The sequence below is a fragment of the Streptomyces sp. NRRL B-24484 genome, from assembly GCF_000717715.1.
Classification (GTDB): domain Bacteria; phylum Actinomycetota; class Actinomycetes; order Streptomycetales; family Streptomycetaceae; genus Kitasatospora.
This window is the reverse complement of sequence record NZ_JOAI01000034.1, coordinates 16,508-30,352: the sequence shown is the minus strand read 5'-3', so window position 1 is coordinate 30,352 and position 13,845 is coordinate 16,508. Positions and strand designations below refer to the sequence as shown.

At 76.3% G+C, this 13,845-nt stretch carries 13 protein-coding genes; 12 read left to right on the top strand and 1 reads right to left on the bottom strand.

Annotation, left to right across the window (positions count from 1 at the left end):
• The first annotated feature begins 151 nt into the window (after positions 1-151).
• From IE98_RS0126965 to IE98_RS0126940, 6 genes are all read left to right on the top strand, one after another.
• The gene (locus IE98_RS0126965; protein WP_030273276.1) at positions 152-568 is read left to right on the top strand and encodes a TOBE domain-containing protein; all 417 of its coding nucleotides are present in this window, start codon (positions 152-154) and stop codon (positions 566-568) included.
• A gap of 36 nt (positions 569-604) precedes the next feature.
• A complete protein-coding gene (locus IE98_RS0126960) occupies positions 605-1,303 on the top strand; it encodes a glycerophosphodiester phosphodiesterase (RefSeq protein ID WP_030273274.1) in 699 nt (232 codons plus the stop codon).
• Positions 1,300-2,409: a winged helix DNA-binding domain-containing protein gene (locus IE98_RS0126955; protein ID WP_043175213.1), complete on the top strand. Its 1,110-nt coding sequence runs from the start codon at positions 1,300-1,302 to the stop codon at positions 2,407-2,409. The genes IE98_RS0126960 and IE98_RS0126955 overlap by 4 nt, the downstream gene beginning before the upstream one ends.
• Before the next feature lie 65 nt (positions 2,410-2,474).
• Positions 2,475-4,217, top strand: a complete 1,743-nt coding sequence (locus IE98_RS0126950) for an ABC transporter transmembrane domain-containing protein (RefSeq protein WP_030273270.1) — start codon at positions 2,475-2,477, stop codon at positions 4,215-4,217.
• Positions 4,214-5,950, top strand: coding sequence for an ABC transporter ATP-binding protein (locus IE98_RS0126945; protein WP_030273268.1), 1,737 nt, complete (start codon positions 4,214-4,216; stop codon positions 5,948-5,950). Before IE98_RS0126950 ends, IE98_RS0126945 begins: the two co-directional genes overlap by 4 nt.
• 147 nt (positions 5,951-6,097) lie before the next feature.
• The gene (locus tag IE98_RS0126940; RefSeq protein WP_030273266.1) at positions 6,098-7,207 is read left to right on the top strand and encodes an AI-2E family transporter; all 1,110 of its coding nucleotides are present in this window, start codon (positions 6,098-6,100) and stop codon (positions 7,205-7,207) included.
• An 18-nt stretch (positions 7,208-7,225) separates the two neighbouring features.
• Here IE98_RS0126940 and IE98_RS0126935 read toward each other — a convergent pair whose 3' ends face one another.
• Complete coding sequence (locus tag IE98_RS0126935; RefSeq protein ID WP_234443685.1) at positions 7,226-8,131, bottom strand: hypothetical protein; 906 nt, start codon at positions 8,129-8,131, stop codon at positions 7,226-7,228.
• Positions 8,132-8,375: 244 nt separating this feature from the next.
• Here IE98_RS0126935 and IE98_RS0126930 point away from each other — a divergent pair, with 244 nt between their 5' ends.
• The 6 genes from IE98_RS0126930 to IE98_RS0126905 all read left to right on the top strand — a co-directional run bounded on the left by IE98_RS0126930 (position 8,376) and on the right by IE98_RS0126905 (position 13,782).
• Positions 8,376-9,341, top strand: coding sequence for an alpha/beta hydrolase (locus IE98_RS0126930; protein WP_030273262.1), 966 nt, complete (start codon positions 8,376-8,378; stop codon positions 9,339-9,341).
• Complete coding sequence (locus tag IE98_RS0126925; RefSeq protein ID WP_030273261.1) at positions 9,338-10,207, top strand: spermidine synthase; 870 nt, start codon at positions 9,338-9,340, stop codon at positions 10,205-10,207. The genes IE98_RS0126930 and IE98_RS0126925 overlap by 4 nt, the downstream gene beginning before the upstream one ends.
• A gap of 168 nt (positions 10,208-10,375) precedes the next feature.
• The gene (locus IE98_RS0126920; protein ID WP_030273260.1) at positions 10,376-11,251 is read left to right on the top strand and encodes a class I SAM-dependent methyltransferase; all 876 of its coding nucleotides are present in this window, start codon (positions 10,376-10,378) and stop codon (positions 11,249-11,251) included.
• Between the two features lie 118 nt (positions 11,252-11,369).
• The gene (locus tag IE98_RS0126915; RefSeq protein ID WP_052391016.1) at positions 11,370-12,059 is read left to right on the top strand and encodes a DedA family protein; all 690 of its coding nucleotides are present in this window, start codon (positions 11,370-11,372) and stop codon (positions 12,057-12,059) included.
• Positions 12,060-12,140: 81 nt separating this feature from the next.
• Complete coding sequence (locus IE98_RS0126910; protein ID WP_030273258.1) at positions 12,141-12,809, top strand: O-methyltransferase; 669 nt, start codon at positions 12,141-12,143, stop codon at positions 12,807-12,809.
• Between the two features lie 58 nt (positions 12,810-12,867).
• Positions 12,868-13,782 carry a Gfo/Idh/MocA family protein gene (locus IE98_RS0126905; protein ID WP_030273257.1) on the top strand — a complete coding sequence of 305 codons (915 nt, stop codon included), beginning with the start codon at positions 12,868-12,870 and terminating at the stop codon, positions 13,780-13,782.
• Positions 13,783-13,845 lie beyond the last annotated feature (63 nt).

Genomic DNA, 13,845 nt, shown 5'->3' with positions numbered 1-13,845 from the left:
GGAGGCGCCCCCACGTGCCCCGTGGTGTCGCCCGCTCGCCCCCGTGGGCGGTTACCCGCAGGACCTCGGGGTAGGGCAGGATGGCCCGCGGACACCCGGCGCGTACTCCCGTACCGGTGTCACCACCCGAACCGAGCGCCAGGAGAGCCCCATGGCCCAGCCCGACCGGCCGGTCCACTCGTACCGCATCGGCGAGGCCGCCGCGATGCTCGGCGTCAGCGCCGACACCATGCGGCGCTGGGTCGACGCGGGCCGGCTCGACGCGACGCGGGACGACCACGGCCACCGGATCGTCCCCGGCGACCGGCTCGCCGCCTTCGCCCGCGAACTCGCCAGGCCCGAGAACGCGGAGTCCGAGGGCCGGCCCTCGTCCGCCCGCAACCGCTTCCCCGGGATCGTCACCGACGTGGTGCTCGGCGACGTCGCCGCCCAGGTCGAGATCCAGGCCGGCCCGTTCCGGGTGGTCTCGCTGATCAGCCGGGAGTCGGCCGAGGAGCTCGCCCTGGTGCCCGGCGCGCCCGCCACGGCCGTCATCAAGTCCACCAACGTGGTCATCGAACGGCGCTGACGCGGCGCCGCCCCGTCCGAGGAGACGCCCCACCCCATGAGCCGCCCGACCGTGCTCGCCGTCGCCCACCGCGGTGACCCCTACCGGTACCGCGAGAACACCCTGCGCTCCGTCGAGTCGGCCGCCGCGGCCGGCGCCGACGCCGTCGAGGTGGACGTCCGGCTGACCCGTGACGGCGTGCCCGTCCTGCTGCACGACCCCACCCTCGAACGGCTGTGGGACGACCCCCGGCGGGTCGACCGGCTCACCCTCGACGAGCTCGCCGGGATCGGCGACCCCGCCGGCCCCCGGGTGCCCACCCTCACCGAGGCGCTCAAGGCGGTCGCCGAGACGCCCGCCACCCGCCTGCTGATCGACCTCGACGAGCCCGGCCCGGCCGCCGCCGCGCACCGCGCCGTCGCCGACCTCGGCGCCGCGCACCGGGTCGCCTACTGCGGGCCGGCCGCCGCGATGCTGGCCGTCCGCGCCCTCGACCCGGACGCCGAGATCGCCCTGACCTGGCGCCAGCCCCGGCTGCCCGGCCGTCCGCTCCTCGACGACCTGCGGCCGCGCTACCTCAACCCGCCGTTCGGCATGGTCGAGCCCCGGCTCGTCGACGCCGCCCACGACGCCGGCCTGCTCCTCTCCACCTGGACGGTCGACCTGCGCCGCACCGTCCGCCGGATGCTGCGGACCGGCGTCGACTCGGTCACCAGCAACCGCATCGACATGCTCCGCCGGGAGCTCGGCGCGTGACCGCGCCGCTGACCGCCCGCACCCTCGGCCGGGCACTGCTGGCCCGTCAGCACCTGCTGGAGCGCAGCACCCTGGACGCCGCGGCGATGGTCCGCCACCTGGTCGGCCTGCAGGCCCAGGCCGCCCCCGAACCGCCCTACCTCGGCCTGCTCAGCCGGACCGAGGGCTTCCGCCCCGAGCAGCTGACCACCCTGCTGGAGGAGCGCGCCGCCGTCCGGATCGCCCTGCAGCGCGGCACCATCCACCTGGTCACCGCCGAGGACTGCCTGACGCTGCGTCCGCTGCTCCAGCCGGTGCACGACCGCTGGCTGCGCACCTCGTACGCCAAGCGGCTGCCCGACCTCGACCTCGCCGACCCGGCCGGCGACCTCGCCGGACTCGCCGACCGGGCCCGGACGCTCGTCGACGCCGAACCGCTGACCTTCCAGCAGCTCGGCCCGCTGCTCGCCGCCGCGTACCCGGCCAGCGAGCCGGCCGCCCTCGCCCAGGCCGCCCGGTGCGCGCTGCCGCTCGTCCAGGTGCCGCCGCGCGGCCTGTGGGGGCGCGGCGGCCCGGCCGCGCACACCACCGCCGAGCACTGGCTCGGCCGCCCGCTCGACCCGGCGCCCGCCCTGGACGGGCTGGTGCTCCGCTACCTCGCCGCCTTCGGCCCGGCCACCGCCGCCGACGTGCAGAAGTGGTCCGGCCTCACCCGGATCGGCCCGGTGCTGACCCGGCTCGGCGACCGACTGGTGCGGCTGCGCGACGACCGGGGCCGCACCCTGTACGACCTGCCGGAGGCCCCCCGCCCGGACGCCTCGGTGCCCGCCCCCGTCCGGCTGCTCGCCCCCTTCGACAACCTGCTGCTCTCGCACGCCGACCGCAGCCGGATCCTGCCGGAGGAGTACCGCACCCGGGTGATGACGGTCAACGGGATCGTGCTCGGCACCGTGCTGGTGGACGGCCTGGTGGCCGGCAGCTGGAAGGCCGAGGACGGGGTGCTGACCGTCCGCCCGTTCGCGCCGCTGCCGCGCGGCGCGCGGGCCGGCGTCGAGGAGGAGGCCGCCCGGGTGCTGGCCTTCGCCGGGGCCGCGGACGGCCGGACGCTGATCGCACCCGTCGAGTAGGCCCCGAGGGCCCTTTGGCGGTGCCCGCCGGACTCCGCGCCGGGCGCGGCCCGTATGGTGCGACGGTGCACGATCCGAATGACGGTCCGGGGACGCCGGACATCCGCAGCGCCGCCCGCTACCTCTGCTGGCTGACCGCCCGGCAGAAGGGCCGGGTGACCGCCGGGGCGGTCCTGAGCATCGTGTGGATGCTCATGCTGACCCTGCAGCCGTACCTGCTGTCCCGCGCCGTGGACGACGGGCTCCGGGCCGGGGACCGGCGCGCGCTGATCGGCTGGGCCGCCGCCATCCTGGTGGCCGGCCTGCTCAACGCCGCGATCAGCATGCTGCGCCACCGCACCATGACCAGGCTCAGGATGGACGCCAGCTTCCGCACCGTCCGGGTGGTGCTCGGCCAGTCCGTCCGGCTCGGCGCGGCCCTGCCGCGGCTGGTCACCGCCGGCGAGGTGGTCACCATCGGCATCGGCGACGTCGGCCAGATCGCCCGGACGCTGACCTTCGTCGGCCCCGGCGTCGGCTCGCTGATCGCGATCGGCACGGTGGCCGTCCTGCTCTGCTCGGTGTCCCTGCTGCTGGCCGCCGTCGTGCTGCTCGGAGTGCTGCTGATGGCCGTGCTGGTGGGGCCGCTGCTCGGCCGGCTGCGCGGCGCGGAGACCCGCTACCGCGAACGGCAGGGCCGGCTCGCCTCCCGGTTCGAGGACATGGCGGTGGGGCTGCGGGTGCTCAACGGCCTCGGCGGCAAGGAGACCTATGCCGGGCGCTACCGGCGCGACTCGCAGGAGCTGTGCGCCGACGGCTACCGGGTCGGCGCCGTCACCAGCTGGCTGCAGTCCTTCGGCGTCGGCCTGCCCACGCTGTTCCTCGCCGCGGTGACCTGGCCGGCCGCCCGTCTCGCCGCGGCCGGCGACATCACGGTGGGTCAACTGATCGCGGTCTACGGCTACGTGGCGGTGCTGGTCTTCCCCGTCCAGTTCCTGGTCGAGAGCGGGCAGGACATCAGCCGCGGCCTGGTCGCCGCCGCCCGGGTGGTCCGCTTCCTCGCGCTGGACCCGGGCACCCGCCCGGACGGTGCCGACGCACCCGACGCGCCCACCGTGCTGCGCGACCCGGACTCCGGCGTCGAGCTGCTCCCCGGCCGGCTGACCGTCCTGGCCTGCGCCCGGCCGCAGGACGCCGCCGCCGTGGTCGACCGGCTCGGCCGGTTCGCCGGGACCGCCGCGGAGTGGGGCACCGACCGGCTCGACTCCCTCGCCCTGTCCGCCGTCCGGGAGCGGATCCTGGTCGCGGACAACGAGGCCGCGCTCTTCGCGGGCCCGCTGCGCGAGGTCCTCTCCGGCCGCCGCCGGCCGGACGACCCGGCCCTGCTGGCCGCCCTGGAGGCCGCCGCCGCCCTCGACGTCCTCCGCGGCCTGCCGGACGGCCTGGACTCCCCGATCGAGTCCGACGGCCGCAACCTGTCCGGCGGCCAGCGCCAGCGCCTGCGGCTGGCCCGGGCGCTCGCCGCGGACCCCGAGGTCCTGCTCGCCGTCGAACCGACCTCCGCCGTCGACGCGCACACCGAGGCCGCGATGGCCGACGGCCTGCGCCGCGCCCGCACCGGACGGACCACCCTGGTCACCGGCGTCTCGCCGCTCCTGCTGGACCGGGCCGACACCGTGCAGTACCTGGTCGACGGCCGGGTCGCCGCCACCGGCCGCCACCGCGACCTGCTCCGCGACCACCCCGGGTACCGCGCCCTGGTCTCCCGCGGCGAGGCGGCGGAGACCGCCGTACCGACCCCCCGGCCCACCGAGGAGACCGCCCGATGAGCACGAGCCTCCCCGTCGCCGGACCCGCCGCCGTGCGCCGGGCCACCCGGGCGCTCGTCCGCGGCGACCTCCGCGGATTCACCGCCCTGCTCGCACTCAACGCACTGGCCGCGCTCGCCGGACTGGCGGGCCCCTGGCTGCTCGGCCGGATCGTCGACGAGGTGTCGGCCGGCGCCGGCACCCGCACCGTCGACCTGCTGGCCCTCGCCATCGTGGGCGGTGCGCTCGCCCAGCTGCTGCTGTCCCGGCAGGCGCGGTACGTCGCCCACCGGTTCGGCGAACGCACCTCGGCGCGGGTCCGCGAGCAGTTCGCCGACCGGGTGCTGGCGCTGCCCCCGGCGACCGTCGAACGCGCGGGGACGGGCGACCTGGCCACCCGCGGCACCACCGACGTCGCCGCCGTCGGCACCGCACTGCGGGACGCCGCCCCGGACGTGTTCGTCGCCCTGATGCAGATCGTCTTCGTCGTCGGCGCGATCATCGCCGTCCAGCCGCTGCTCGGCGCCTGCGGAACCCTCGGAATGGCCGGCACCTGGTGGGGCGCCCGCTGGTACCTGCGCCGGGCCCGCTCCGGCTACCTGGACGAGGGCGCCGCCAACTCCGCGCTGGCCGAGGTGCTCGCCGCCACCGCCTCCGGCGCCCGCACGGTGGAGGCGCTCGGCCTGCAGGAGCGCCGGACCGCGGCGGGCGAGGCCGCCGTCGAGGAGTGCCGCCGGACCCGCGAGCGGACCCTCTTCCTGCGCAACGTCTTCTTCCCGATCGTCAGCGCCTCGTACACCGTGCCGGTGGTGGTGGTCCTGCTGACCGGCGGCCTGCTGCACGCGCACGGCATGGTCAGCCTCGGCTCGGCGGTCGCCGCCGCGCTCTTCGTCCGCCAGCTGGAGCCGCCGCTCGACACCATCGTGGTCTGGATCGACCAGCTGCAGAGCAGCGGCGCCGCCTTCGCCCGCGTCGAAGGGCTCGCCGACGTCCCGCAGGTCCCGGCTGCCCGCTCGGCGGAACCGGCCGACGACCGGATCGAGATGACCGACGTCCGCTACGCCTACGAAGGCCGGGACGACGTCCTGCACGGGGTCGGCCTGACCATCCGTCCGGGCGAGCGGCTGGCCGTGGTCGGCCCGTCCGGCTCGGGCAAGACCACCCTCGGCCGGCTGCTGGCGGGGATGGACGAACCGCGCACCGGCACCGTGACCGTCGGCGACGTCCCGATCGCCGGCCTCGACCCCGACCGGCTGCGGCGCCAGGTCGTCCTGGTCACCCAGGAGCACCACGTCTTCCTCGGCACCCTGCGCGACAACCTGCAGATCGCCGCGCCGGACGCCGACGACGCCGACCTGCTCGCCGCCCTGGCCGCCGTCGGCTGGACGCACGACCTGCCGGACGGCCTCGACACCGAACTGGGCCCCGCCGGGCACCGGCCCGACGGCGCCCGGGCCCAGCAACTCGCCCTGGCCCGGGTGGTACTGGCCGACCCGCACACGGTGATCCTGGACGAGGCCACCGCCCTGCTCGACCCGACCGCGGCCCGCCGGACCGAACGCGCCCTGGCCGCCGTCCTGGAGGGCCGCACCGTCATCGCGATCGCCCACCGCCTGCACACCGCCCACGACGCCGACCGCGTCGCCGTGATGGAGGACGGCCGGCTCACCGAGCTGGGCCCGCACGAGGACCTGGTCGCCAACGACGGTCCCTACGCCGCCCTCTGGCAGTCGTGGAACCGGTCCGGGGTGTGAAGCACTGAGCCCGTGCACGGGGCACCGCGGCGGGCCTCCCGGGTCCGGCCGGCGGGGGCGCGCCGGTCGCCGCACGGACCGACCGAACCGCCGGCCCGTGTGCTGATATGGAGCGAGCGGAGGGTGACCGTCGACCCCGGAGGTGCCATGCCGGCCCAGCCCCCGGAGGACGGCCGACCGGCCGCACTGCCCCGCCCGGTGCGCCTCGCCGCCGCCTGGTCGGCCGCGACCCTGCTGGTCGTCGCGGTCGCCGCCCTGCTGGTCTGGATCCTGATCGAACTGCAGTCGGCCACCGTGCCCGTGATCGTGGCACTGCTCGGCACCGCCCTGCTCGAACCCGTGATGCCCTGGCTGGTCCGCCGCGGCCTGGGCCGGGGCGTCGCGGCCGGCCTCACCTGCACCGTCCTGGTGCTCGCCGTCGGCGGGGCGCTCGCCCTGCTGGTCAACTCGCTGGTGCACAGCGCACCCGACATCGCCGCCGCGCTCACCGAGGCCGGCCACCGGATCGCCGACCGGCTCGGCCCGCTCGGCGGGAGACTCCAGTACGCCCTCCAGCAGAGCTCCGGCGCCGGCAGCGACCTGGTCAACTCGCTCGCCAACGGCGTGCTCTCCGGCCTCGGCCTGGCCACCCAGCTGCTCACCGGCGCGGTCCTCACCCTCGCCCTGGTCTTCTTCTTCCTCCGGGACGGCCACCGCACCGCCGACGCCGTCCGCGCCTGGCTGCCGCCCGGCCCCGCCGGGACCGTGATCGCCTGCGCCCGGCAGGCCTTCGCCGCCACGGCCGGTTTCATGCGCGGCACCACCCTGATCGCCCTGATCGACGCCCTCTTCATCACCGTCGGACTGGTGGTGCTCGGCGTCCCCGGCGCCGCCGGCCTCGGCGCCCTGGTCTTCATGGGCGCCTACATCCCGTTCGTCGGCGCCTTCCTCTCCGGCACCGTGGCCGTGCTGGTCGCGCTCGCCGACGGCGGCCTCGCCAAGGCGCTCTGGGTGCTCGGCGTGGTGCTGGCCGTGCAGGCGGTCGAGGGCAACGTGCTGCAGCCCTTCATCCAGAGCCGCACCGTCGAGCTCCACCCGGCCACCATCATGGTCGCGGTGGTGGCCGGGGCCGGCGTGGCCGGGATCATGGGCGCGCTGCTCGCAGTCCCGCTCTGCGCGGCCGGCCTCGGCGTGGTCACCGTCCTGCGCCGGCCGCCCGGGCCGGACGCGGCACCGGCCGCCGACGCGGGGGACGCGCCGGACACCGCCCCGCCGTGACCCCCGGCCCGCCGGCCGTCACTCCACCAGCGCCTGGTCCTGCCAGTAGGCGAACTGCTGCACCGCGTCGCCGTCCAGCCCCCACGGCCAGATGGTGACCACCCCGTCCAGCGCGACGAACACCCCCGCCGCCTCGCCGATCCGGCCCGCCTGCCCGAGCGCGTACGCCAGCACGTTCAGGTCCGACAGCGCCCCCGCGTGCCGCAGGAAGCCCGGCTCCGGCCAGTCCGCCACCGCCCGGGCCAGCGCCGCCTCGGCGTCCGGCATCGCCCAGCGGCGCCGCGCGCCCAGCGCCGTCACCCCGCCCGCCGCCAGCGCCGCCCGGTAGCGGTCCGTCAGCATCGCCAGCTCCAGCCCGGCCACCGGCGACCCCGGCGGAGCCGCGTCCCGCACCGCCGCCACGAAGTCCAGCACCTGCCCGTGCGAACCGCACTCCTCCGGCGACAGGTACCGCAGCATCTCCAGGTGCGCGACCCGGTTCCAGGCGTCCCGCGCACCGATCTCCCGGCACAGCGGGTACATCTCCTGCTCCGGACGCCGCATCAGCCGGTGCGCCGCCAGCAGCGCCACCCACGGCGCCGGATCCTCCGGCCGCATCTCGGCCGCCCGGCGGCACCGGTCCACGGTGCCCTGCGGATCCTCCAACGCACCCGCCAACCGCGCCTGCGCCACGTCCACCCAGGCGTGCAGCACCAGAGCGTCCGCCTCCTGCGGCCGCTGCCGCCGCCACACCCGGGCCAGCGCCGGCGACGCCACCTGGGCCAGCACCGCCAGCCGGTGCGTACGCCGGTCCCAGTCCCGGCCGGCGTCCCGCAGCACCTGCTCCACCAGCCCCGCCGACAGGTCCAACTGCCCCTGCAACTGCGGCCCCGCCAGCTGCCGCCGGACCCGGCCGAGTTCGCCGTCGTCGAGCTCAGGAGCCAAGCGCGGTGCGGTACTTCGGCGTCGTCCAAAGATCGGCATGCCCCCGGAGGCTAGCGAACCCGGCCCCCCGCCCACAAAAGCCCGACGGCACCCCCGGGGCCGCTCCGTGCCACGCCCGGCTGCTCGGTGTACACCCTGATCAGAGCCGGTGCACGGCCCGTCCGGCGGGCTGCCCGCCCACCGGAGGCTACCGGGCGGTATGGTCGGGCTCGGAGACCGACCACGAGGGGAACGGGGAAGCGGCATGGACTTCCGGACGGACATCCTGGGCGAGCCGTACGAGGCCGTCGAGCTGCCGCTCGCCGACGACGAGGAGGGCGCCGTCAGCGCCACCCTGGTGCGCCGCCTGGTGCCCGGGTCGAAGCGCGCGGTGCTCTACGTGCACGGCTACGTCGACTACTTCTTCCAGACCCACCTCGCCGACCACTACACCGCGGCCGGCTACTCCTTCTACGCCCTCGACCTGCGCAAGTACGGCCGGTCGCTGCGCCCCCACCAGTCGCCCAACTTCGTCCGCGACCTCCGCGCCTACGACGAGGAGCTCGACGAGGCGGTCCGCGTGATCCGCGAGGCCGACGGCCACACCCAGCTGCTCGTCAACGGCCACTCCACCGGCGGCCTGGTCACCGCGCTCTGGGCGGACCGCCGCGCAGGCCGCGGCCTGGTCGACGCGCTCTTCCTCAACAGCCCGTTCCTGTCCATGCCCGCCGCGGCCGCCGTCCGCACCCTCGGCGCCCCCGCCGTCGAGGCGCTCGGCCGCGTCGCCGGCCTGCGCAAGCTGCCCGCCCCGCTCAACCCGCACTACGTGCACAGCCTGCACCGCGCCCACAAGGGCAGCTGGGAGTTCGACCTCTCCCTCAAGCCCGCCGAGGGCTTCCCGCTCTACGCCGGCTGGCTCGCCGCCATCCAGCGCGGCCACCGCACCGTCCGCCGCGGCCTCGCCGTCGACTGCCCCGTGCTGCTGATGGCCTCCACCGCCTCCACCGTCACCAACCGCTGGGACGACGCCCTGCGCACCACCGACGGCGTGCTGCGCGCCGACGACATCGCCGCGCTCGGCCCCCGCATCGGCCGCAACGTCACCGTCCTGCGGATCGAGGGCGGCGTGCACGACCTCGTCCTCTCCGGCGAGCAGGCCCGCACCCAGGTCTTCACCGAACTCGACCGCTGGCTCGCCGCCTACCTGCCCGAGCAGGTCACCGCCGCATGACCCACCACGAGCAGCCGGGCCCGCCCGAGGACGAACCCCTCCCCGTCCACCGGGAGACCGCCCTCGGCACCGCCCGGCTCCTGCCCGACATCGACCGGCCGCAGGCCTGGCTGCTCACCCTCGACGGCACCCCGCAGTCCTACGTCGACCTCGCCGACCCCACCCACCTCGAATTCGAGTACACCCGGCGGATCGGCCACCTCGCCGACACGATCGCCCCCGCCGGGCGGCCGCTCGACGCCCTGCACCTCGGCGGCGGCGCCCTCACGCTGCCCCGCTACCTCGCCGCCACCCGCCCCGGCTCCCGGCAGCACGTCGTCGAGGCCGACGGCCCGCTCGTCGACCTCGTCGCCGACCACCTGCCCTGGCCGGACGGCATCGAGGTGACCGTCGGCGACGCCCGCACCGCCCTCGCCGCGGCCCCGCCCGCCGCCGCCGACCTCGTCGTCGCCGACGTCTTCCACGGCTCCCGCACCCCCGCCCACCTCACCTCCGTCGAGTTCGTCGCCCTCGCCGCCGCGGCCCTGCGCCCCGGCGGCTGCTACGCCGCCAACCTCGCCGACGGCCCGCCGCTCGCCTTCGCCGCCGCCCAGGCCGCCACCCTGCGCGCCGTCTTCCCGCACACCTGCCTCGCCGCCGAACCCGCCGTGCTCCGCGGCCGGCGCTACGGCAACATCCTGCTGATCGGCTCCACCGCCCCGCTGCCCGCCGCCGAACTCGCCCGGCGCCTGGCCGGCGACCCCTTCCCCGCCCGGCTCGCCGACGGACCCGACCTCGACGCCCTCGCCGGCGCCGCCAGCCCCGTCCACGACGCCGACGCCGTCGACTCCCCACCGCCCCCCGACGGTGCCTTCAGCGTCGGCTGACCACCGGCCGCCGAGCACCGGTAGCCGAGGACCGTCCGACGAGCGCCGTCCGCGGCCCGACCCCGTGGCCCGCCCACGGCGCGTTCAGCACCGGACGGACCACCGGGCGGGGCAGAATGCCAAGCCGGGTCCGGCGACCGCCGCCGGACCGCCGGAGGGAGCCAGACGATGACGGGCCAGCAGCCGCAGAAGATCGGCGCCGCTCTGGGCGCCGTCCCCGAGACCGCCCTGTGGACGCTCTACCACCGGGCCGTCGAGGCCCGCCGGTGGGACACCGTGCTGCCGGACCCGCGGGCCGTCGAGCTCGTCGAGCGGATCGACTACCCCTTCGAGGAGCGCTTCGGCCCCGACGGCGGCATCATCGGCCAGATCCAGGCCCTCCGGGTCCGCGCCTTCGACCGCGAGGTCGCCGACTTCCTCGTCCGCTGCCCCCGCGGCACCGTCGTCTGCCTCGGCGAGGGCCTGGAGACCCAGTACTGGCGGGTCGACAACGGCCGCGCCCAGTGGCTCTCCGTCGACCTCCCCGAAGCCGTCGCCCTCCGCGAACGCCTGCTGCCCCCCGCACCCCGGCAGCGGCTGCTCGCCTGCTCCGCCACCGACCCGGCCTGGACCGACGAGGTCGACGCCGGCCACGGCGTGCTCATCACCGCCCAGGGCCTGCTGATGTACCTGCGCCCCACCGAGGTCCGCGACCTCATCGCCCGCTGCGCCGAACGCTTCCCCGACGGCACCTTCGTCTTCGACGCCGTGCCGCGCTGGTTCAGCCGCGCCGCCTCGCAGGGCAAGCTGCACGACCGCGGCTACACGGCCCCGCCGATGCCCTGGGGCATGGACGCCGACGAGCAGTGGAAGCTCGCCACCGCGCACCCCGCGGTGGCCGAGATCCGCGACGTGCTGCCGACCGGCGGCCGCGGCCCGGTCGGCGCGCTGCTGCCCTACGCGGCCCGGCTGCCCGTCCTGGGCGCCCACCGGCCCTCCGTGGTGGCGCTGCGCTTCTCCGCCCGGGCCGGTCGCGGGGCGGCCGCGGGAACTGTCGTCCGATGACCGGCGTATAAGGTAAAGGCCGGGTCAACCCGTTACCCTGCCCTGAGGCGCCGGGCCTGCCCGCGGCCCAGCCAGTCCGGCCGAGACGCGGTCTCGTCCCGCCACGGAGGTACCCGACTTGCACATCGACCAGTGGATCGAGAGCGTCCCACCGACCTCGGTGTACGCCCTCGTCGCCCTGATCATCGGCCTGGAGAGCCTGGGCATCCCGCTGCCCGGCGAGATCGCGCTCGTCTCGGCCTCGCTGCTGTCGGCCCGCGGCGTGGTCAGCCCCTGGTGGGTGGCGGCCTGTGCGATCGCCGGTGCGGTGATCGGCGACTCGATCGGGTACTCCATCGGCCGGCGCGGCGGCAAACCGCTGTTCGAGAAGCTCGGCCGACGCTTCCCCAAGCACTTCGGGCCCGAGCACCTGGCCACCGCCGAGCGGTCCTTCCAGAAGTGGGGCATGTGGGCGGTCTTCTTCGGCCGGTTCATCGCCCTGCTGCGGATCTTCGCCGGCCCGCTCGCGGGCGCCCTGCGGATGCCGTACTGGAAGTTCCTGATCGCCAACGTGCTCGGCGGCATCGCCTGGGCCGGCGGCACCACGCTGCTGGTCTACCAGGTCGGCAAGGTCGCCGAGCACTGGCTGAAGAGCTTCTCCTGGGCCGGCCTGGTGGTGGCCGCGCTGGCCGGCGCCGGCTCCGCCTGGCTGGTCAAGCGCCGCGCCGCGAAGGCGCGGGCCGAGCACCCCGAGCAGTCCGGCGGCAAGAGCGTCCCGGAGGGCGCGGCGGGCGTTGTCGAGCCCGTCGCCGAGCCCGTCGCCGACTGACCGTCAGGTCCGTGGGCTAGGCTCGGTGCGCGTACTACGGACGTGTACGACGGGACGCGTACGACGGACTGGGAGGCGGGCGTGAGCCAGCAGCAGTGGACGGCGGTCGACGACTACTTCACCGAGGTCCTGATCGGGGCCGATCCGGTGCTGGACGCGGCCCAGCAGGCCGCCGACGCGGCCGGGCTGCCCCGGATCGCCGTCTCCGCGCCGCAGGGCAAGCAGCTGCAGCTGCTCGCCGAGACGCTCGGCGCCCGCCGCATCCTGGAGGTCGGCACCCTCGGCGGCTACAGCGCGATCTGGATGGCCCGCGCCCTGCCCGCCGACGGCCGGCTGGTCACCCTGGAGATCGACCCGGTGCACGCCGAGGTCGCCCGCGGCAACCTCAAGCACGCCGGCTTCGCCGAGGTCGCCGAGGTCCGCCTCGGCCCCGCCGCGGAGACCCTGCAGGAGCTCGCCGACGAGGGCGCCGACCCCTTCGACCTGGTCTTCATCGACGCCGACAAGCCCGGCAACCCGGTCTACTTCGCCTGGGCGCTGCGGCTCACCCGGCCCGGCTCGCTGATCGTCGTCGACAACACCGTCCGCGGGGGCAAGGTCGCCGAGGCCGGCTCCACCGACCCCGCCGTGGTCGGCGTCCGCCGTCTGCACGACGCGATCGCCGCCGAGCCGCGGGTCACCGCCACCTCGATCCAGACCGTCGGCTCCAAGGGCTACGACGGTTTCACCCTGATCCGCGTCCGCTCCTGACCGGCCGGACCTCGAAGCCCCGAACCGACCCACGCACCGGAAAGCACCAGGGAACAGCATGCGGATAGGACTGCTCGGCACCGGCCCCTGGGCGCGCGGCGTCCACGCGCCCGCACTCGCCGGCCACTCCGGCGTCGAGTTCGCGGGCGTCTGGGGCCGCCGGCCGGAGGCCGCGGCCGAGCTCGCCGCCGCGCACGGCGTCCCGGCCTACGCGGACGCCGACAAGCTGATCGCCGACGTCGACGCGGTCGCCGTCGCGCTCGCCCCGCAGGCCCAGGCCGAGCTGGCGCTGCGGGCCGCCGAGGCCGGTCGGCACCTGCTGCTCGACAAGCCCGTCGCGCTCACCGTGCCGCAGGCCCGCCGGATCGCCGACACCGTCGCCGCCCGCCGGCTCGCCTCGGTCGTCTTCTTCACCCTCCGGTTCGGCGGCGAGCGGGTCGGCTGGCTCGCCGAGCAGGCCGGCCGGGACGGCTGGTTCACCGCCCGCTGCGACTGGCTCGGTGCCGTCTTCACCACCGACAGCCCGTACGCCGCCTCGCCCTGGCGGCGCGAGAAGGGCGCACTGTGGGACATCGGCCCGCACGCCCTGTCGCTGCTGCTGCCCGTCCTCGGCGACGCCGCCACGGTGACCGCGGCCGCCGGGCCCGCGGACACCGTCCACCTGGTGATCGGCCACACCGGTGGCGCCTCCAGCAGTACGACGGTCGGCCTGACCGCACCCCCGCAGGCCGCGGGTGTGGTCCTGGAACTGCGCGGCGAGACCGGGGTGCACCGGCTCCCGGAGGCGGGCGTCCCGCCCGTCGAGGCCTTCGGCCACGCCGTCGACGGCCTGCTCGCCGCCGCGCGGACCGGCACGCCGCACCCCTGCGACGCCGCCTTCGGCCTGCGCGTGGTCGAGATCCTCGCGGCGGCCGAACAGTCCCTCACCGAGCGCGCCACCGTCCCGTTGACGCCCCTCCCCGCCACCCCGTAGCCCCCGGGGCCCGACCACCGGCCGTGCGGGCTCAGCGCAGGGTGGCGGCGAGGTAGGCGTTCC